Genomic DNA, 17,758 nt, shown 5'->3' with positions numbered 1-17,758 from the left:
ATCGTCTCCTTGTGGCCTGTGGGAGAGGCGGCTCGATGCGCCGGTCCCGCTCCGTCCTCCAGTGAGCCGGGTCACCATCCAGGATAGAGTAAGCGCATCATGAATGATGCGAAGCCCCTGCATACGGCACGGAAATCAGCGTCCGAGCGGGTGGCAGCGATCGTCACTTCGTTCCGCCCAGAGCCCTCGCTTGTCGAGTACTGCGCGCTACTCGCGGAACAGGTGTCCGCGATCATCGTCGTCGACGACGGGAGCGGACCCGCTGCAGACGAGGTGCTGGCCGCGCTCGCCGCCGCTGGCGTGCAGATCGAGCGCCAGCCAGAGAACGCCGGTATCGCCAACGCGATCAACCGCGGGTACGAGGCGATGGCAGCGCACGATCCCGAGCTCGTGATCACGTTCGACCAGGATTCAAAGGTCACCCCCGGCTTCGTGGAGGCACTCGTCGCGCAGTACGACCTGAGCGTCGCCGCCGGGCTGCGGGTCGGCATGGTCGCGCCCGAGTATTTCGCCGGTTTCAAGCAGACGCAGATGCCGCAGCGGAACGGTTATCTCGAGGCGTATCAGCCGATTCAGTCGGGCCTGGTGATGCCGTTCAAGGTGATTCGGGATCTCGGGCCGCAGCGCGGCGATTACTTCATCGACTCGGTCGACACGGAGTACTACTTGCGTGCAATTCGCGCGGGTTACGCCTCGGTGTGTGCGCCCGGTCTCGACATGCCGCACAGCCTCGGCCACAAGCTGCACGTGCGCGTGCTCGGTCGCACGCTGATGAATAAGCAGGGCAATCCGCGCTCGATCTCGGTGAGCAGCCCGTTCCGGTACTACTACCGCATCCGCAACCGGATGGTGCTGAACCGCGAGTATCTATCGCTCGCGTCGCACCGTTCCCTGATGCTGCGTGACACGTTTCGCGAGTACCTCCACTACTGCTTCGCGCTCTATTGCTGCCGGGGCAAACTGTCGCTCGTGAGCGTGCTGTGGGCTGGCTGCCGCGCGGGGCGCAAGCACCGCATGGGCAAGATTCCCGACGCCGTGGCGGCGCGTTCGCGGCGCGTGAGCTGGCGCAACCCGGCGTAGAGTCAGTCGGCCGGGCGCTGCGTGCGCGCGACCTTGCGCAGCTCGATGATCGCCGACGGCAGCAGCACGGCGAAGATCAGCATCTCTGACGCGGCGAGACCCGCGGCGATGCCAGCCGACGATCCGGCGATGCCGAGCGAGATCATGAGTGCCAGGCCGATTACGGCCGCAACAACTGTCGCCACGAAGACCTGCCTGAAGCGCGCGGCCGGAATCATGATGTTGCGAATCAGCGGGGTCGTTGCCGAGATGAAGAACAGCGCCATGCCGAAGTACAGCGACTGCGGGTAGGTCGCTGCGACCGCTTCGCCGAACACGAAACCGGTAACCCACGGGCCGAGGATCGCGATGAGCATACCGCCCACCAGCCCGAGCGCGGTGTGGGCGATGATCGCGGCGAAGTGGCGCTTGATCGGACTCGTCGCGGTCGGTTCGAGCACCCACCCCTGAAAGGCGTCACCGAGTGCGGTGACCGCCATGATCGAGATGCGGTAGAGCCGCTCTGCCGAGCTGAACGTGCTCGCGTTCGCCGGCGCGAGCGTTGCCGTCGAGATGGGCACCGGCGTCGAGCCGTAGGAGTTGCCGGTGAAGTCGATGAGCGCGGTCGGCAGCAGGAAGCGCAGTTCGGAAAGCACGCGCCGCGGCGAAAACCGCTCGTGCTCAGAGCCCCGCAGCACCATGCGGCTGAACGCCCACACCGAGCCGAGACTCACGGCGATCAGCGTCACGGGGTAAAACCACACCCACCCGGTCGCGAGCAGCACGGGCACCGCGGCGAGCGAGACGATGAGGCGCGGGATCGCGTCGTACTTGCCCATCAGCATGGGCCGCCCGACGCCGATGCAGTACCAGTTCGGGCTGAGCCCGACGAGCACGCCGCCGACGGCCATGAGCACCGACTCGAGCCGATAGTCGTCGCTCGTGATGAGCAGCGTCGCGATCACCACGACCGGCAGCGCGATCGCGATCACGCTCAGCCGCGTGTGCAGGCTGATCCGGTAAATGCGCTGGCGCTCGACGTCGTCGGCGGCCTTCGCGATGCGCACGGGGCCCAACACGCCCCAACCGAACAGCACGCCGATCGCGCCGAGCGTGCCGATCGCCTGGCCCGCCGTGTAGTTCGCCCAGCCTCCGTCGCCCAGGAGTCGAGAAATGATCGGGAGCAGCAGGAACGGCGCAATGAGCGCGAGAAGCGGAAACCCGGTGAACCCCGCGAGGCGCTTGAATACGGTCTTCATTAGGGGCGCTCGGGCGCGCGGTGATCCTCGTCGTCGCTCACGCCAATCGTGCCAGGCGCGTCGCCAGCGTCGCCTGCGCCGCGAGCGTCCCGCTCGTCCAGGCGCGCCGCAAGCTGCTCGACCTCGAGGCGATTGATCGCAACGTCTTCAGCGAGCCGGCGAATCTCAGCCTCTGCTCGCGAAAGCTCCCATGAGAGATGCAGCGCGACGCCGACGAGCAGCACGATCGCGCCGCCGAACAGCAGATTCGCGGGCACCTGCACGTGCAGCGCATCGGTGAGCCACTCGAGCAACCCGGGCACCACGGTCACGATGATCGCGGCGATGCCGATCACGAGCCACATCACGGCGTACTTCTCGCTGAGCTGACGCTTCGCGAGCATCACGAGAATCACGGCCACCATGATGATTGCCAGAACTGCGCCGAACGCGATGATCATGCGGAATGCTCCTGCACGTTGGAGGACGCTGGCCGGGTCACCGCGATGAGCAGGGCGAACGCGGAGCGCAACAGGTAGATAGTGGAGCCGATGGCGCCCTGGCTGGGCTGACCGTGACGGCGCGGACGCATCGCGACCGGAACCTGAGTCACGGTGAGACCCGCGCGCAGCGCGCCGACGAGCGAGTCGACGGTGTCGCCGAGATATTCGGCCGGGTAGTAGTCGACATACTGCTGGATCGCGCGCGGCCCGGCCGCGCGGAAGCCAGAGGTGACGTCGGTGAGGCGCGTGCGCGCGATGCCCGAGAGCGCGCGCCCGAGCAGCACCATGGCCCACCTGCGCGGGCCCTTCGCGGTGTAGGTGCCGACGTCAGCGAAGCGAGCGCCGATCGCGATGTCGGCGGTGGTGAGCGCCGCCACGATCTGCGCGATATCTGCGGGGTTGTGCTGCCCATCTGCGTCGACCTGAATAGCAGCCTGGTAATTGTGGCGGAGCGCGTAGTGGAAGCCCGCGCGCATCGCGCCGCCCACGCCGAGATTGAACGGCAGCACGAGCACGAGCGCGCCGGCTGAGCGCGCCACGTCAGCGGTGTCGTCGGTCGAACCGTCGTCTACAACGAGCACGTCGTACCGCGCGTCGGCGGCGCGAATCTCGGCCACCGTTTCAGCGACGTTGGCGCGCTCGTTCCAGGCTGGCACGATCACGAGCACTCGGGTCGATGGTGCCGAAACGGGAATGCCGGAGTGCTGCACTACTGCTCCAGAAGGCGGTTCAGGTACGCGCCGTATCCGCTCTTCACGAGCGGCGCGGCGAGTGCCGCGAGCTGCGCGTCGTCGATCCAGCCATTGCGCCACGCGAGTTCTTCGACGCAGCCGATCTTGAAGCCCTGGCGCTCCTCGATGATGCGCACGTACTCGCCGGCCTGCATCATCGACTCGAATGTGCCGGTGTCGAGCCACGCGGTGCCGCGATCAAGCACCTGCACGCTGAGCGTGCCGGCATCGAGGTAGCGCTCGTTCACCGACGAGATCTCGAGTTCGCCGCGCGCGCTCGGCTCGATGGTCTTGGAGATTTCAACCACCCGATTGTCGTAGAAGTAAAGGCCGGGCACGGCGTAGTTGCTCTTCGGGTGCTCTGGCTTCTCTTCGATCGAAAGAGCCTTGCCCTGCTCATCGAACTCGACGACGCCGTACGCCTTCGGGTTCGCGACCGGGTAAGCGAACACGCGCGCCCCCTCGATCTCGCTGTTGTGACGCAGCGCCGTGCCGAGGCCCGAACCGTGAAACAGGTTGTCGCCGAGCACGAGCGCGACGCTCTCGTCGCCGATGAATTCTTCGCCGATGATGAAGGCCTGCGCGAGCCCGTCAGGCGACGGCTGCACCGCGTACTCGAGGCGCATGCCCCAGTCGCTGCCGTCGCCGAGCAACGCCTTGAACTGGTCGTTGTACTCGGGAGTCGTGATGATGAGCACCTCTCGGATGCCAGCCGCCATCAGCGTCGCGAGGGGGTAGTAGACCATCGGCTTGTCGTAGATGGGCATGAGCTGCTTCGAGATGCCCTTGGTGATCGGCCACAGGCGTGTGCCAGAGCCGCCCGCCAAAATGATTCCGCGCATGTCTACCTATTTCATTCGTATCGGTGGGATGGGTGCGAACTGCACCGAGTCTAGCTGGGGCCTCGGGCGATGCCCCTTAACGACCCTCGAAGGTGCGCTTCCACTCATCGAGCGACGTGACGTGGGGAAGCGCGGCGCGGTACTCGGCGGCCAGACGGTCCCAGTTTTGCTCGATCTCGCGCGCGAGGGCTCGCGACTCCCGCAGCAAACGGCGGAATTTGGCGCGGTCGTGGCGGTACCACATCTTGCCGCTGCCGTCGGCGGCACCCACGATCACGCTTGAGTGATGCGGAATGCGCCACCACAGCGCGTCGACCTTCGCATACTCGAGCTCGGGGGCTTGGGCGTCAGCCTCGCTGACGGTACGGCGCCAGTGCTGCGGCAGCATCCGCGCCGTGAAGATTCCGAGCCGCACGCCGGTGGGGTAATCGGTGGGCTTCTCGAGCAGTGGGAGGGCGCGGCCGCCCCGGGCGAACGGGGTGTCGCTGTCGCCCGGGCGATAGACGTGGGTCTCGGGGAAGTCTGCGGCGCGTGCTCGGGCCGCAGGCATGTCCTGCGAAAGATCCTTGTGCAGGCTGTCGGGCCCGCGAAGCACCGCGCGCATGCCGTCGACCGCGAGCTGCGTCGCGTAGTACTGCATGTTCAGCAGCTTCTTGATGTCTTGCCGGCCGCTGTTGCGCATGAGGCCGCCGCCCTTCGGGCGATCCGAATGCAGCAATCCCGCGATGATGCGGTTGCGCGTGTGGAAAAACGCCTGCCAGTCTTGCGAGTCGTCCTTGTCGATCCAGGAGACGTGCCACAGGGCGACACCCGGCAGCGACACAGTGCGGTAGCCGGCATCGCGCGCGCGGAGGCCGTACTCGGCGTCGTCCCACTTGATGAAGACGGGCAGTGACAGGCCGATGTCAGCGATGATCTTCTTCGGGATCATGCACATCCACCAGCCGTTGTAGTCGGCGTCGAGGCGCGCGTGCATCCACGGAGTCTGCCGCAGGTTGCGTTTGCGGAAGTCGTGGCGGTGCTGCTCTTCGAACGATGGCCCCCACATGAACGGATCTGGGCGCACGACCTCGGCCCATGCGTGCAGCACGGGCTTGTCGAGCAGGTCGAACATGTGGCCGCCGACGATCACCGGGGTTCGGCTGAATCGACCGAACTGCAGGGCGCGAAGCGCGCTCTCGGTCTCGAACTCGACGTCGTCATCGAGCAGCAGCAGAAAGTCGGTGTCTTCACTCTCTAACGTCTCGGCCATGGAACGAGCGAAGCCGCCAGAGCCGCCAATGTTGCCCTGCTCGATGACGCGCAGCTTCTCGCCGAGCACTCCAGCGGCCTCGTCGAAGCCTTCTTCGTCACGCACCTTCTGCGTGCCCTGATCGACCAGGAAGATGCGATCGATGCCCTCGAGCAGCGCGGGGTTGTCAGCGATGTTCCGCAGGGTGCCAACGCAGTAGTCGGGTTTGTTGTAGGTCGTCATGCCGAGGCTGAGTTTGCCCGTCTCAACCGGCTCAGCTTCGGTCGACCAGCGGCCGCCCTCAAGCACCAGATCAGCATTGCTCGCAATCAGGTCGAACCAGTACCAGCCGCCGTCGCTGAACGAGCGCAGGGGCAGGTCGAACGTTGAGGTCGCCTGACCGGTGACCGCTACGGAGTCGACGCGCTGCTGCACGCCAGAGGCGTTCGAGCGGTACACGACGATGGTGCCTGGGCCCTGTGTGCGCAGCTCGAGCTGCACCTGCGTGACGACCGTCCAGCGCTGCCAGTAGGCGGCCGGAAAGGCGTTGAAGTAGCTCGCGTACGAGACGCGATTGCCCGAGCGCACGCGGACGCTGTCGCGGGAGAGCACGTTGTCGATGTGCGCGTTGTGGCTGATGCGCACCGGGCGGTCGCGCACGGCGGTCCAGGTTTCGGCGTCCGCATAGAGCGGCAGCACATCCGGGTCTTTCGCGACCGGGAAAACGACGTTTTGGAGGATGGTCGGCATCAGAATCGTGCCTCTCTTAGCGTGCGTCGGGCAGAGTACCGGGTCAGTCTAGCCGCGGGGCCCGGGGGTTTCGCTGGGGCGCGGCGGCCTAGGGTGGGAGGGCGGCCCGATCTGGGCCGCCGATCCGCCGTTCTGAAGAGGAGCCACCGTGGCCGCACCCGACCGTCCCGTAGCGTCTGAAGTTGCTGATGACGGAGGCCCTGCCGGCCTCGCCCGCGCGATCGATCACACGTTCTTGCAGCCCGACGGGCAGCGGGCAGATGTCGAGCGGGCCGTCGCGGAAGCCGTGGCGCTCGGCACCTACAGCGTGTGCGTGTCGCCGTCTGAGCTGCCGCTGTCGCTGCCTGTGGACACGTCGCTGAAAGTAACCGCTGTGTGCGGCTTCCCGAGCGGCAAGCATCAGTCGTCGGTGAAGGCGGCCGAGGCGGCGCTCGCGGTGTCGCAGGGCGCAGACGAGATCGACATGGTGATCAACGTGGGGGCGGCGCGCGATGGTCGCTACGGCGAGGTCGAGGCCGATATTCGCGCCGTGCGCGAGGCCGTGCCTGCGCCGACCGTGCTGAAGGTGATTATCGAGTCGGCAGCGCTTGAAGACGACGCGATCACGGCGGTCTGCGGGGCGGCAGAGGCTGCTGGGGCAGACTTCGTGAAGACCTCAACCGGGTTCCACGCGGCGGGCGGTGCGACGCTGCACGCCGTCGAGGTGATGAAACAAGCAGTGGGGGATCGCCTGCAGATCAAGGCGTCAGGCGGTATTCGCACCCGCGAGGCAGCAGAGGCGATGCTGCGCGCGGGTGCGACCCGCCTGGGCCTCTCGTCGACGCGGGCGGTCCTCGAGGGCGCCCAAGCCCCAGATACCTACTAGCCCCCCACCCCCAAGCCCTAAACCCACCCCCAAGCCCTAATCCCACCCCCCATAGCCCTAGGGCCCGAGCCCCTCAAACCCCAAGCTTCTGTCGTCGCAAATGATCTCTTCGCGCGCATGAAGGGATCATTTGCGACGACAGAACGGGGCGGGCGGGGGAGGAGGGGGAGGGAGCGAGGGGGGAAGGGGTCCCTAGTGGATTTCTAGGCCCTGGCCTGCTCGCCAGACTGCGACCGTGAGCGGGGGAGCGCTCGCGGCGATCTCGCGGAGGAGCTCGAACTCCACGCGATCCGCGTTGCGGCGGTGGATTTCCGCGTCGGATCCGCCCGCCCGGCCCGCGAGTCGCGCGAGCCCGAACTCCGCGAGCTGACCGCGCGCTTCGAGCAGCTCGTCGCGCAGGGCGAGCACCACGAAGTCATCGATATCTGGGGTTTCGGCATACGCGATCGCGGGGTCTTCGCCGTCGCGCACGCGGTGTTCCATGATCGTCTGCCGTTCGAGGCGCGCCTCGGATCGCAGCTGCACGAGCCGCTCCGTGGTGAGGTGCAGTGTGGTCATCGCTGCGTCCCGCCAGAGCCACTAGATGCGCCAGAGCTACTAGATGCGCCAGTGCCACCAGGCCCGCTAGCGCCGCCGACCCCACCCGACCCTGCTGTTTCGATCACGCCGGTGTCGTGCGTGATTGGTACGCGGCGCCACGGCAGTTTCGTCGGCTCGTTGTCGCGCCACGGGAGCTGGAAGTCGAACCGCGACTTCACCGCGAGCAGCACCAGCAGCAGCCAGTTGCCCTCGATGATGAGCCTGCTCTCGGTCAATGACTGCACGAGCAGAGCGACGACGACGAGAAAGGGCCACAGCGCGCTCGTCGCGTACGCCAGGGGTGCCCCGTAGCCTCGCCGGGGCGGATCCACGGCCCTGAACCAGACCCGCCACATCGTAAGCACAATCAGCGGGGCGAACGCGAGCAGGCCGACGATACCGAGCTGTAGCCAGACGTCGAGCCACGCGTTGTGCGCGCTCATCACGGCAATGCCAGCCTTCTCGTCGAGCGACTTGAATGGCTCCGCCCACGGTGCCCAGTAACTCACCCAGCCCCAGCCGAACCACGGTCGCTGCTCTGCGAGGTCGATGACCTTCTGCCAGGTTTCGACCCGTCCGGTGAGATCGCCGCTCTTGCCGAGCAGCCCGAACACGAAGTCGCGCGCGAAGAGCACGAGCGCAATGGCGACCGCGAGTACGGCTGCGCCAGTGATGTAGAGCGGTACGCGTCGCTCTGGCCCGAGCCGGCGTGCCCACAGCGCGAGCGCAAGCGCGACGAGCACTGCGGCGAGCGCCACCCACACGGTTGCGCCGCGGGTGAGCAGGATCGTGCCGAATGAGATCACCACCCAGCACCAGCCCCACGAGGGTCGTACGAGGCCCGCGCGCAGCTGAATACCGAAGACGATCAGGCCGAGGAGGGCGAGGAAGCCGAGCAGCACAGAGCTTGCCACGACGCCCTGGATGGGCCCACCGCTAAAGAGCAGGTCACGGCTCCAGTAGAGCAGCTTCGGGACCTTGCCAGACTCGGGCACCTCGATGAAATTCTGCATGACGGGATGGCCGACGAACACGGCCACGACCAGTTCAAACACGAGCGAGAGACCGAGCAGGTAGCGCAGCGCCGTGCCGAGGGTGCGCAGCACCTCGTGCCACGAGAGTACGTACGCGATGACCACGGCGAGCAGCGTGGTCGCGAGCTGCGCGATGACGCCGAGCACGCTCTCGAATCGGTACTGCGACCAGATGATCGAGAGCGTCGCGAGCCCGAGAAACCAGTACAGCGGAGAGGGCAGGCGATACCACCTGAATCGCTCCGGTTTTTCGCGCACGAAGATGACGACGCCCCACACGACGAGGGCGACTGCGAGGCCCAAGAACCCCGGCCAGCCCACGATATTTCGGATCCCGTTACTCCCCAGCGCGAGGATGAACACGCAAATCGCAAACGCGCTCACACCAAGTCTGGTCTTGCTCTCCGACATAGTCGGTATGGTAGTTCATGCCTCGCGGGAGATGGTGTGCCGCTGCTGGCGTGGGGCACCCGGTGCGCGGCAGAATCGCGTGCCCAGGCCACGCGCATCGGCCCCGCGACGACTGAGGAGAGACGTGCTGATCTTCATCGAGAACACCCCGCGCGCTTACGCCTGGGGTTCGACCGATGCGCTCCCCAACATGCTGGGCACGGCCCCCACCGGAGAGCCGCAGGCCGAGCTCTGGCTCGGCACCCATCCGGGAAGCCCTGCGCACGTTGCGAAGGCGACCCCGGTGCAGCACACGCTCATCGATCTCGTCGAGAGCGACCCCGACCGCTACGGCGTCAATGGCGGGCCGCTGCCGTTCTTGCTGAAGGTGCTCGCCATCGGCGCGCCGCTGTCACTGCAGGTGCATCCCGATCGTGACCAGGCGGCTGCCGGATTCGCCGCCGAAGAGGCCGCCGGCGTGCCGCGCGACGCCCCCGAGCGCAACTACAGCGACCCGACGCACAAGCCAGAGCTGCTCGTCGCGCTGAGCGAGGTCACCGCGCTGAGCGGTTTCCGCGACCTCGCGACCGCCCGCGAAGACCTGCTGCTGCTCGCCGCCGCCGCGCGCGAACTCGGCCACACCACTGGTGCCGCTGGCCTCGAGTACGCAGCCTGCCGGCTCGTCGGGCGCGACGGGGGAGCGCTGCGCCGAGAATTTCTGACCTGGGTGTTCAGTGGCGATCAGCGTATTGCCGATGCGCTTGCCTGCCTGCCCGCTGTGCTGCATGCCGAAGTGCTGCAGACCGTTGCGCTGCATACCGAGGTGCTGCAGACCGCTGCGACCACGGCGGTTCCAGATGCGCCGGCGGCTGTTGCGACCGACGCTGGCGAGACGCCTCCCGCGAACGGGTTCTGGGAGCGCGCGCTCGAAGACGGGATCGCCGATCCGGATCGCCTCGCGGCCCTCCGCGCCCTCGTCACGGCGCATCCCAGCGATGCAGGGGTGCTCGTCTCCCTGCTGCTGCACCTCGTGCGACTCGCTCCCGGCGAGGCCATTTTTCTCGGGGCCGGTCAGCTGCACGCGTACCTCGGCGGCGTCGCGGTCGAGGTGATGGCGTCATCGGACAATGTGCTGCGCGCGGGACTGACCCGAAAGCACGTCGACATCGCCGAACTCTGTCGCATCGTCGACACCTCTGAGCTCAGCGACCCTCGATTCTCCGCTGAGCGCGTCGGACAGGGCCTGCTCGCGTGGCGACCGGGGGTGCCGGAGTTTCAGCTCGGACGGGCACGACTGCGCGAGGCCGACGCCGACGCGGGATCCGGCTACGCCGACTCCGAAGCTGCGACATCGATCGATCTGCCCGCGCGGGCGCCGGTCGTGCTCGTGGTCACCGCTGGCAAGGTGCGCATCGAACGCCCCGATGCCTCCCCGGCCGAGGTCGCGAGCGCGCGGCGAGGTCAATCGCTCTACGTGTCGGCCGGCGAACCCATTCGCCTGACGGGTCACGGTGAGGTGTTCCTCGCGAGCGTGGGCACTGAGCTGGACGAACTGAGCTGAGCTGAGCTCAGCTGGGCTGAGCGCCAGCCGCCGACGGAGTACACTGATCCGCGTGTCAAACGCCGAATCTGGAGCCGCCGCGTCACCCGTGACCGCACCCGAGTCAGTAGCTACCTCCGCTACCTCCGCGGACTCCGCAGCCACCGGGTCAACGAGCGGGCACAGTTCTGACCGGCTCGGCGGCCTGGGCCGCGTGTTGATCGCCGTCTACGTCGTGCTCGCGCTCGCCGCAACGTTCCGTTCGGTCTACCAGATCATCTCGAAGTTTGATGAGGCGCCGGTCGCCTACTCGCTCTCGGCCCTGTCGGGCGTGGTGTATATCGTTGCGACCATCGCCCTCATTAAGCGCCGCGGCGTCTGGCGCAAGATCGCGTGGGGCGCGCTGATCTTCGAGCTCTGCGGCGTGCTCGTCGTCGGTGTTCTGAGCATCATCGAACCGCAGCTCTTCGGCCACCCGTCGGTGTGGTCGTTCTTTGGCAGTGGATACCTCTTCATTCCGCTGGTGCTGCCGGTGCTCGGCCTGTTCTGGCTGCGCCGCACGGGGCGCGCAGAGGCGGCCGCGCAGCCGGGCGGCGCGACTCAGGGCGCGGGATCCGCCTGATGCAGATCATCGATTCGGTCGACGCGATCCAGCGCGCTGATTTCGCGGCGGGCAGCTGCATTGCGATTGGTAAGTTCGACGGCCTGCATCTCGGGCACCAGGCGATTCTTGAGCGCATGCGCACGACCGCGGAGGAGAGCGGCGCCCGCAGCGTCGCGTTCACCTTCGCGAATCACCCGCTGAGTTTTCTGCGCCCGGATGCCTGCCCGCGACCGTTGATGAGTCGCGAGCAGCGCATTGAGGCCATCGCCGGGCTTGGACTCGACGCGTGTGTGATGGTGGAGTTCAACGCTGACTTTGCCTCGATTCCGGCGGAGGACTTCGTCGTCGACGTGCTCGTCGGCAAGCTCAACGCGAAGCACATCATTATGGGTGCCGACTTCCGGTTCGGGCACCGCGGCGCGGGCGACGGCGAGTTGCTGCGCGCGCTCGGCGCGAAACACGGCTTCGTTGCCGAGGTGCTCGACTGGGTCGAAGACGATGAGGAGGGGCAGGTTTCGTCCTCCCGCATTCGCGAAGCGCTGCTCGCTGGCGATGTCGAGGCAGCCGGTCGCATGACGGGCCGCCCCGTTGCGGTGCGCGGCGAGGTCGTGCACGGCGACGCGCGCGGGCGCGAACTCGGGTTTCCGACCGCGAATCTCGGCGGCCACGTCGAGGGGCTCGTGCCGGCCGATGGCGTGTACGCCGGGTGGGCGGTGCTCGACGGTGTCTCGCACCCCGCTGCGATCTCCGTCGGCAACAATCCGACGTTTACGCCGAACGAGGTGTCTCGCGTCGAGGCCTTCATCTTGGACTTCGCGGACGACCTCTACGGCCAGACCATGGAGGTGCGCTTCGCTCACCACCTGCGCGGCATGGTGCGCTTCGATTCGCTCGACGCCCTGATTGTGCAGATGGACGCCGACGTCGTCGAAACGCGCGCGTTGCTCGGCTGCTGACGACCCGCTGCACCGCGCCAAAGACCGGCATCGCACGGCGCTCTCGCGATCCGCCCAGCACCGGGTGCTAGAATCGGCAATACGGTCGCGCTTTGATGCGGTTCGTGAGTCCCATGCCGCGCATGAGGTCAGGCTCCGAACCCGCGAGCGGCCCGCGACTCGGTACGCGTTCCGAGACTGCAACTCGCCGATCAGGAGATCCATTGGCAACCACCTCTGCCACGCGTCAGCCCCAGACGAAAAGCGGCGCGCAGCGCGGTCAATCGCGCTCGAACGGACGCCGCAAGCACACGCACAACGAGGGCATCATCCCGCTGCTCGCTCGCGCCGTCCGTGAAGTTGAGGCTTCGGCCCAGCGCGGCAAGGCAACCCCGGCGAACCGCACGAAGTTCCACGTCATCGCGCTGCTCATGCGTGAGGAGCGCGCCCGCGTCAAAACCGACGACCAGGTGAGCGACGCCGAGCGCGCCGAAACCCTGAAGCGGCTCGACGGCGTGGCCTCGATCCTCGCCAAGACCGCTGCCCGCGACACGAGCCTCATCACGCTGCTCGAGCCGACGGCCCCGATCACCGAGGGCACGCGCCTGCTGAAGCGCAAGATGCTCTCGCAGGCCGGCATCGAGCTGCCCGAGGAAGAGAAAGCGGCGCCCGAGCCCGCCCGCGCCATCGTGCCGCCCGAGCTCGCCGAGCGCCAGGTGGAGCCCGCCGGCATCGAATCGCGAATGCTCGCGAACCCGTTCTTGAAGCCCGATCTTGCACCGCCGAAGCAGCCGACTCCGGTCGTACGCCTCGCGAACTGGGAGTTGCTCGGACCGCTGCTGAAGTCGTTCGAGCAGGGTGGCGGCGGCTCGGCGTGCATGGAGCTTCCCGAGCCTCCCGTGCCCGACCGCTTGGCCCCGGCCGGCACCGAGCTGATGCCGCACCAGGCGCGTTTCCTCGCCGGCGTGCGCGATGGACACCGCAGCTTCCTGCTCGCCGACGAGCCGGGTCTCGGCAAGACCGCGCAGTCCGTGCTGGCCGCGTCGGTCGCCGACGCCTACCCGCTGCTCGTGGTCGTGCCCAACGTCGTGAAGATGAACTGGGCCCGCGAGGTCGAGCGGTGGACCCCGCAGCGCCGCGTCACCGTGATTCACGGTGACGGCCAAGACATTGACGCGTTCGCCGACGTATTCGTCGTGAACTACGACATTCTTGACCGGCACCTCAGCTGGATCTCCGATTTCGGCTTCAAGGGCATGGTCGTCGACGAGGCGCACATGATTAAGAATGTGCAGTCGCAGCGCTCACGCAACGTGCTCGCAATCGCCGAGCGCATTCGCGAGCGCACGCCGGGAGTCTCCCCGCTGCTCATCGCGTTGACCGGTACGCCGCTGATCAACGACATCGACGACTTCCGCGCGATCTGGCGTTTCCTCGGCTGGACCGAGAGCGACAAGCCGGGCCCCGAGCTCATGGCGCAGCTCGAGAACAACGGCTGGACCCCGGCCGACGCGTCGTTCTACCCCGAGGCGCGACAGACCGTCATCGACATGGGCATCGTGCGCCGTCGCAAGATCGACGTCGCTGCCGACCTTCCGGCAAAGCGCGTCGTCGACCTACCGGTGGAGCTCGACGACGAATTCGGGCGTGGCATCAAGGAGGCCGAGGCGCAGCTCGCGAAAAAGCTGCTCGACCGCTTCCGCCTGGTCAAGCGCGGCAAGCTCGGCGAAAAGCTCGACGACGCGGCCATCATTCGCATGGTGGCGTCGCAGGAGCTCGAAGAGTCGCACGCGTCCGCTGACGGGCTCAACGTCTTCACGATGGTCCGCCAGATCGGCCAGGCGAAGGCCTCGCTCGCCGCAGACTACGCGGCGCAGCTCGCGCGCTCGGTCGGCAAGGTCGTCTTCTTCGCGAAGCACATCGACGTGATGGATCGCGTCGAGCGCCAGCTCGCCGATGCTGGTCTCAAGACCGTCTCGATTCGTGGCGACCAAACCGCGGCGTTCCGTCAGGAGCAGATCGACGCGTTCAACCAGGATCCGGACGTCGCTGTGGCGGTCTGCTCGCTCACCGCGGCCGGTGTCGGCGTGAACCTGCAGGCATCGTCGAACGTTGTGCTCGCGGAGCTCAGCTGGACTGACGCCGAGCAGACGCAGGCGATTGACCGCGTGCACCGCATTGGTCAAGACGAGCCGGTCACCGCGTGGCGCATCGTCGCTGCGCAGACGATCGACGCGAAGATCGCCGAGCTTATAGACGGTAAGGCCGGCCTCGCGGCGCGCGCGCTTGACGGTGCGGCAGCGCCTGTGGAGAACGCCGACTCCGTGCAGTTGCTGGCGCTCATCAGCGTGCTCACGAACGCCGTGGAGCAGGCTGGCGAGTAACCTCACACTCACAGAACCGGCCGCCCGATCAGGGTCTGGCCGGTTTTGTGTTGAATAATGGCGAGAATGACAGTGTCCGAGAGGATCCTGCCAAAGCTAGGCTGCTGTGGGGTGCGGTATCTCCACCCGCCCGCCACGAAGAATGAGGGATCGCATGCGCATTGGTGTTCTGTGCTCGGGGGGCGACAGCCCCGGAATGAATGCGGCCATTCGTGGCGCGGTGCTGCGTGGTGTAGAAGTGCACGGCTTCGACATGGTCGGGTTCATGGACGGCTGGCGCGGCTTCCACGAAGACGATCGGGTGCAGCTCGATCGCGCGTCAGTGCGCGGTATTTCGCCGCTTGGCGGCGTGATCCTCGGCACGAGCCGCGTGCGGCCCTTCGTCTCGGGTGCGGGTGATGCGGCCGATATTCAGGCGATTCGGGATCGCGTCGAGCAGTACGGCATCGACGCTTTTCTGCTGATCGGCGGCAACGGCACCCAGACCGTTGCGCAGATTTTGACGGAGCACGGCATCCCCGCGATCGGGCTGCCGAAGACCATCGACAACGACCTCGGCGGCACCGACTACACTTTCGGCTTCGACACGGCCGTCTCGATCGCCTCTGAGGCCATCGATAGGTTGCGCACGACGGGGGATTCGCACCGCCGCTGTATGGTGCTCGAGGTGATGGGCCGTGACGTGGGGTGGATCGCGCTGCACGCTGGCATGGCCGGCGGCGCGCAGGTCACTCTCGTGCCTGAGTTTCCCGAGTCAATCGAGCAGATCAGCGAGTGGGTGCTGAGCGTGCGCGACCGCGGTCGCTCGTCGCTCGTGGTCGTCGCGGAGGGCTTCAAGCTCGCGGGCGATGCCGCGCAGACGACCCGCGAGGGGCTTGACGGCTTCGGTCGCCCACGGCTCGGTGGTATCGCGGAGGTGCTCGCGCCGCTCATCGAGCAGCGCACGGGCATCGAGACGCGGGCGACGGTACTCGGGCACGTGCAGCGCGGCGGATCGCCCACCGCGTTCGACCGCGTGCTCGCGACACGCACCGGTATCGCCGCGGCCGACGCCGCAGAAGCGGGGCAGTGGGGCACGATGGCCGGGCTGCACGGCGACCGCATTGAGATGGTGCCGCTCGCCGAGGCAATCGGGAGCTTGAAAACCGTGTCAGAGGCGCGCTACGAAGAAGCTCGACTCAACTTCGGGTAGCGTGCTGCGCGCGGTCGAATCTGATGCGCAGGTAAACGGAACGTGAACGAGGCACGGCCAGCTTGACCTGTTGCGGGTGAGGTGGAACCATGATTACGGCGCTTGCGCGGCAGCTGTCAGGGTTTACGGAAACGTGAACGCGAGGTGACTTCGCCGGTGTCCGATAGGACTCCCAGCCCCCCAACGGAAAGACGCCGGTGGAACTCACAATCATCGTGCTGCTGGTCATCGTACTGGCCCTCTTCTTTGACTTCACGAACGGTTTTCACGACACCGCGAACGCGATGGCAACGCCCATCGCGACGGGGGCGCTGAAGCCGAAGACCGCGGTGATGCTCGCCGCGATTCTGAACCTCGTGGGTGCATTCCTCTCGACGGAGGTCGCGAAGACCATCTCGGGTGGCTTGATCAATGAGGGCGGCGGCGGGGTGCTGATCACTCCAGAGCTCATCTTCGCTGGCCTGATCGGCGCGATTGTCTGGAACCTCGTGACCTGGCTCTACGGTCTGCCGTCGAGTTCGTCACACGCACTCTTCGGTGGCCTGATCGGCGCAGCAATCGTGGGCGCCGGTGTCGCAGCTATTAACGGCGGGGTGTTCCTGTCGAAGATCCTGATTCCAATGGTCGCCGCGCCACTCACCGCGGGTATCGTGGCCTTCACCGCGACGAAGGTGGCCTACGCCATCACCCGCCGCCACGACGGTAAAAAAGACGGTCGCGGTCGATTCCGGTACGCGCAGATCGCATCGTCGTCGCTCATCGCGCTCGCGCACGGCACGAATGATGCGCAGAAGACGATGGGTGTTATTACCCTGACGCTTGTCGCGGCCAACATGCAGGAACCCGGCACGGGCCCCCACATTTGGGTGGTCGTTGCCTGTGCACTCGCGATCGCGATTGGCACCTACTCGGGGGGCTGGCGCATTATTCGCACGCTCGGTTCGGGTCTGACGCAGGTGAAGCCCGCCCAGGGCTTCGCTGCAGAGACCAGCACCGCGGCCACCATTCTCGCGTCGAGCCACCTCGGCTTCGCGCTTTCGACGACGCAGGTTGCCTCTGGCTCGGTCATCGGTTCGGGCCTCGGCCGCCGCGGTTCGAGCGTGCGCTGGCGCACCGTCGGCCGCATTGCCTCTGGCTGGCTCTTTACGCTGCCGGCGTCGGGTGTGGTCGGCGCGATCGCCGCCGCAATCGCGCACACCGGCATGGTGGGCGTCATCATCGACGCCGTGCTCGGCCTGGCGTTCATTGTCTTCATCTTCTGGCGCTCGAGCCGCAATAAGGTAGACCACGCGAACGCGATCCCGGTGCCCGACGTGGCCGAATCGGGTTACGCGGTGCGCATTCGCAAGGGCAAGGTCAAGCAGATCAAGACGAAGACCGGCTCCATCTCGCCGCTCACTTCGGTCGCTCAGGCCGCGGTTCGCGACGACGACGCGGCCCGCGATGCAGTGAAGGCGGCGCGCGACGACGCGCAGCTGGCTGAGGCCGCCGCACAGGGCGAGGTTCAGAGACCGAGCGCGACGAGCGCCGAACAGCGGGAGGGCGACCGATGATCGACTGGATGGCCTTTCTCATCGTCTTTGGCTCGGCGCTCTTCTCCGCGATCTTCGTGGTCGCGCTGTATTCGCTCGGACTGCGCTTTCTCGCGACACCGTCGCCGCGCGTGCGCCGGGCCGACGGCTCGCTCGAACCGCTCGGCCCGTCCCGCGATGACGAAGACGACGATGTCGACAATGTCGGCCGACCGCGGTGGGCGACCGTCTCGGCGTACATCTGCTTCGGCCTCTCGGTACTTGCGGTGCTCGTCGGAATCTTCCTGATTATTCCCGTGCTCCACTTCTGGTAAGCCTTCTCAAAGTCGGTCCGTTCGAAGCCAGCCGG

At 66.8% G+C, this 17,758-nt stretch carries 16 protein-coding genes; 9 read left to right on the top strand and 7 right to left on the bottom strand.

Annotation, left to right across the window (positions count from 1 at the left end; all coding sequences use genetic code 11):
• The first annotated feature begins 99 nt into the window (after window positions 1-99).
• A complete protein-coding gene (locus ACFWHR_RS13280) occupies window positions 100-1,080 on the top strand; it encodes a glycosyltransferase (RefSeq protein ID WP_382448793.1) in 981 nt (326 codons plus the stop codon).
• Window positions 1,081-1,082: 2 nt separating this feature from the next.
• Here the strand turns inward: ACFWHR_RS13280 and ACFWHR_RS13275 are convergent, their stop codons facing one another.
• The 5 genes from ACFWHR_RS13275 to ACFWHR_RS13255 form a co-directional block, all read right to left on the bottom strand.
• Window positions 1,083-2,318, bottom strand: coding sequence for a lipopolysaccharide biosynthesis protein (locus ACFWHR_RS13275; RefSeq protein ID WP_382448792.1), 1,236 nt, complete (start codon window positions 2,316-2,318; stop codon window positions 1,083-1,085).
• Complete coding sequence (locus ACFWHR_RS13270; RefSeq protein WP_382448791.1) at window positions 2,318-2,758, bottom strand: DUF2304 domain-containing protein; 441 nt, start codon at window positions 2,756-2,758, stop codon at window positions 2,318-2,320. The genes ACFWHR_RS13275 and ACFWHR_RS13270 overlap by 1 nt, the downstream gene beginning before the upstream one ends.
• Window positions 2,755-3,510: a glycosyltransferase family 2 protein gene (locus tag ACFWHR_RS13265; RefSeq protein ID WP_382448790.1), complete on the bottom strand. Its 756-nt coding sequence runs from the start codon at window positions 3,508-3,510 to the stop codon at window positions 2,755-2,757. Before ACFWHR_RS13265 ends, ACFWHR_RS13270 begins: the two co-directional genes overlap by 4 nt.
• A complete protein-coding gene (gene rfbA / locus ACFWHR_RS13260) occupies window positions 3,510-4,373 on the bottom strand; it encodes a glucose-1-phosphate thymidylyltransferase RfbA (protein ID WP_382448789.1) in 864 nt (287 codons plus the stop codon). The genes ACFWHR_RS13265 and rfbA overlap by 1 nt, the downstream gene beginning before the upstream one ends.
• A gap of 76 nt (window positions 4,374-4,449) precedes the next feature.
• On the bottom strand, window positions 4,450-6,354 hold the full coding sequence (locus ACFWHR_RS13255) for a glycosyltransferase (protein WP_382448788.1): 1,905 nt from the start codon (window positions 6,352-6,354) through the stop codon (window positions 4,450-4,452).
• 148 nt (window positions 6,355-6,502) lie between these two features.
• Between ACFWHR_RS13255 and deoC the strand changes: the two genes are divergently transcribed.
• A complete protein-coding gene (gene deoC, locus ACFWHR_RS13250) occupies window positions 6,503-7,219 on the top strand; it encodes a deoxyribose-phosphate aldolase (protein WP_382448787.1) in 717 nt (238 codons plus the stop codon).
• Window positions 7,220-7,411: 192 nt separating this feature from the next.
• Here deoC and ACFWHR_RS13245 read toward each other — a convergent pair whose 3' ends face one another.
• Entirely contained in the window at window positions 7,412-7,777 is a 366-nt protein-coding gene (locus ACFWHR_RS13245; protein ID WP_382448786.1) for a hypothetical protein, read from the bottom strand.
• Entirely contained in the window at window positions 7,774-9,243 is a 1,470-nt protein-coding gene (locus tag ACFWHR_RS13240; protein ID WP_382448785.1) for an O-antigen ligase family protein, read from the bottom strand. The genes ACFWHR_RS13245 and ACFWHR_RS13240 overlap by 4 nt, the downstream gene beginning before the upstream one ends.
• Before the next feature lie 124 nt (window positions 9,244-9,367).
• On the opposite strand from ACFWHR_RS13240, the gene ACFWHR_RS13235 reads away from it, so the two are divergent.
• From ACFWHR_RS13235 to ACFWHR_RS13205, 7 genes are all read left to right on the top strand, one after another.
• Window positions 9,368-10,783 carry a type I phosphomannose isomerase catalytic subunit gene (locus ACFWHR_RS13235; protein ID WP_382448784.1) on the top strand — a complete coding sequence of 472 codons (1,416 nt, stop codon included), beginning with the start codon at window positions 9,368-9,370 and terminating at the stop codon, window positions 10,781-10,783.
• 52 nt (window positions 10,784-10,835) lie between these two features.
• Window positions 10,836-11,384: a hypothetical protein gene (locus tag ACFWHR_RS13230; RefSeq protein WP_382448783.1), complete on the top strand. Its 549-nt coding sequence runs from the start codon at window positions 10,836-10,838 to the stop codon at window positions 11,382-11,384.
• A complete protein-coding gene (locus ACFWHR_RS13225; RefSeq protein ID WP_382448782.1) occupies window positions 11,384-12,322 on the top strand; it encodes a bifunctional riboflavin kinase/FAD synthetase in 939 nt (312 codons plus the stop codon). Before ACFWHR_RS13230 ends, ACFWHR_RS13225 begins: the two co-directional genes overlap by 1 nt.
• Before the next feature lie 203 nt (window positions 12,323-12,525).
• Complete coding sequence (locus ACFWHR_RS13220; RefSeq protein WP_382448781.1) at window positions 12,526-14,685, top strand: DEAD/DEAH box helicase; 2,160 nt, start codon at window positions 12,526-12,528, stop codon at window positions 14,683-14,685.
• A 154-nt stretch (window positions 14,686-14,839) separates the two neighbouring features.
• Window positions 14,840-15,877 carry a 6-phosphofructokinase gene (locus ACFWHR_RS13215; protein ID WP_382448780.1) on the top strand — a complete coding sequence of 346 codons (1,038 nt, stop codon included), beginning with the start codon at window positions 14,840-14,842 and terminating at the stop codon, window positions 15,875-15,877.
• Between the two features lie 197 nt (window positions 15,878-16,074).
• Entirely contained in the window at window positions 16,075-17,430 is a 1,356-nt protein-coding gene (locus tag ACFWHR_RS13210) for an anion permease (RefSeq protein WP_382448779.1), read from the top strand.
• Entirely contained in the window at window positions 17,427-17,723 is a 297-nt protein-coding gene (locus tag ACFWHR_RS13205) for a hypothetical protein (protein ID WP_382448778.1), read from the top strand. The genes ACFWHR_RS13210 and ACFWHR_RS13205 overlap by 4 nt, the downstream gene beginning before the upstream one ends.
• Window positions 17,724-17,758: the final 35 nt, after the last annotated feature.

This window comes from Leucobacter sp. NPDC058333, assembly GCF_042726155.1.
In the GTDB taxonomy this organism is placed as follows: domain Bacteria; phylum Actinomycetota; class Actinomycetes; order Actinomycetales; family Microbacteriaceae; genus Leucobacter.
The sequence above is the reverse complement of the archived record's forward strand: the minus strand, read 5'-3'. Positions and strand labels throughout refer to the sequence as shown.

What these genes read in the sequence shown, in the direction of transcription:
- ACFWHR_RS13280 (WP_382448793.1), top strand. Translation starts at nt 100, where the DNA reads ATGAATGATGCGAAGCCCCTGCATACGGCACGGAAATCAGCGTCCGAG.
- ACFWHR_RS13205 (WP_382448778.1), top strand. Translation starts at nt 17,427, where the DNA reads ATGATCGACTGGATGGCCTTTCTCATCGTCTTTGGCTCGGCGCTCTTC.
- ACFWHR_RS13215 (WP_382448780.1), top strand. Translation starts at nt 14,840, where the DNA reads ATGCGCATTGGTGTTCTGTGCTCGGGGGGCGACAGCCCCGGAATGAAT.
- ACFWHR_RS13270 (WP_382448791.1), bottom strand. Translation starts at nt 2,758, where the DNA reads ATGATCATCGCGTTCGGCGCAGTTCTGGCAATCATCATGGTGGCCGTG.
- ACFWHR_RS13275 (WP_382448792.1), bottom strand. Translation starts at nt 2,318, where the DNA reads ATGAAGACCGTATTCAAGCGCCTCGCGGGGTTCACCGGGTTTCCGCTT.
- ACFWHR_RS13245 (WP_382448786.1), bottom strand. Translation starts at nt 7,777, where the DNA reads ATGACCACACTGCACCTCACCACGGAGCGGCTCGTGCAGCTGCGATCC.
- rfbA (WP_382448789.1), bottom strand. Translation starts at nt 4,373, where the DNA reads ATGCGCGGAATCATTTTGGCGGGCGGCTCTGGCACACGCCTGTGGCCG.
- ACFWHR_RS13225 (WP_382448782.1), top strand. Translation starts at nt 11,384, where the DNA reads ATGCAGATCATCGATTCGGTCGACGCGATCCAGCGCGCTGATTTCGCG.
- ACFWHR_RS13255 (WP_382448788.1), bottom strand. Translation starts at nt 6,354, where the DNA reads ATGCCGACCATCCTCCAAAACGTCGTTTTCCCGGTCGCGAAAGACCCG.
- ACFWHR_RS13240 (WP_382448785.1), bottom strand. Translation starts at nt 9,243, where the DNA reads ATGTCGGAGAGCAAGACCAGACTTGGTGTGAGCGCGTTTGCGATTTGC.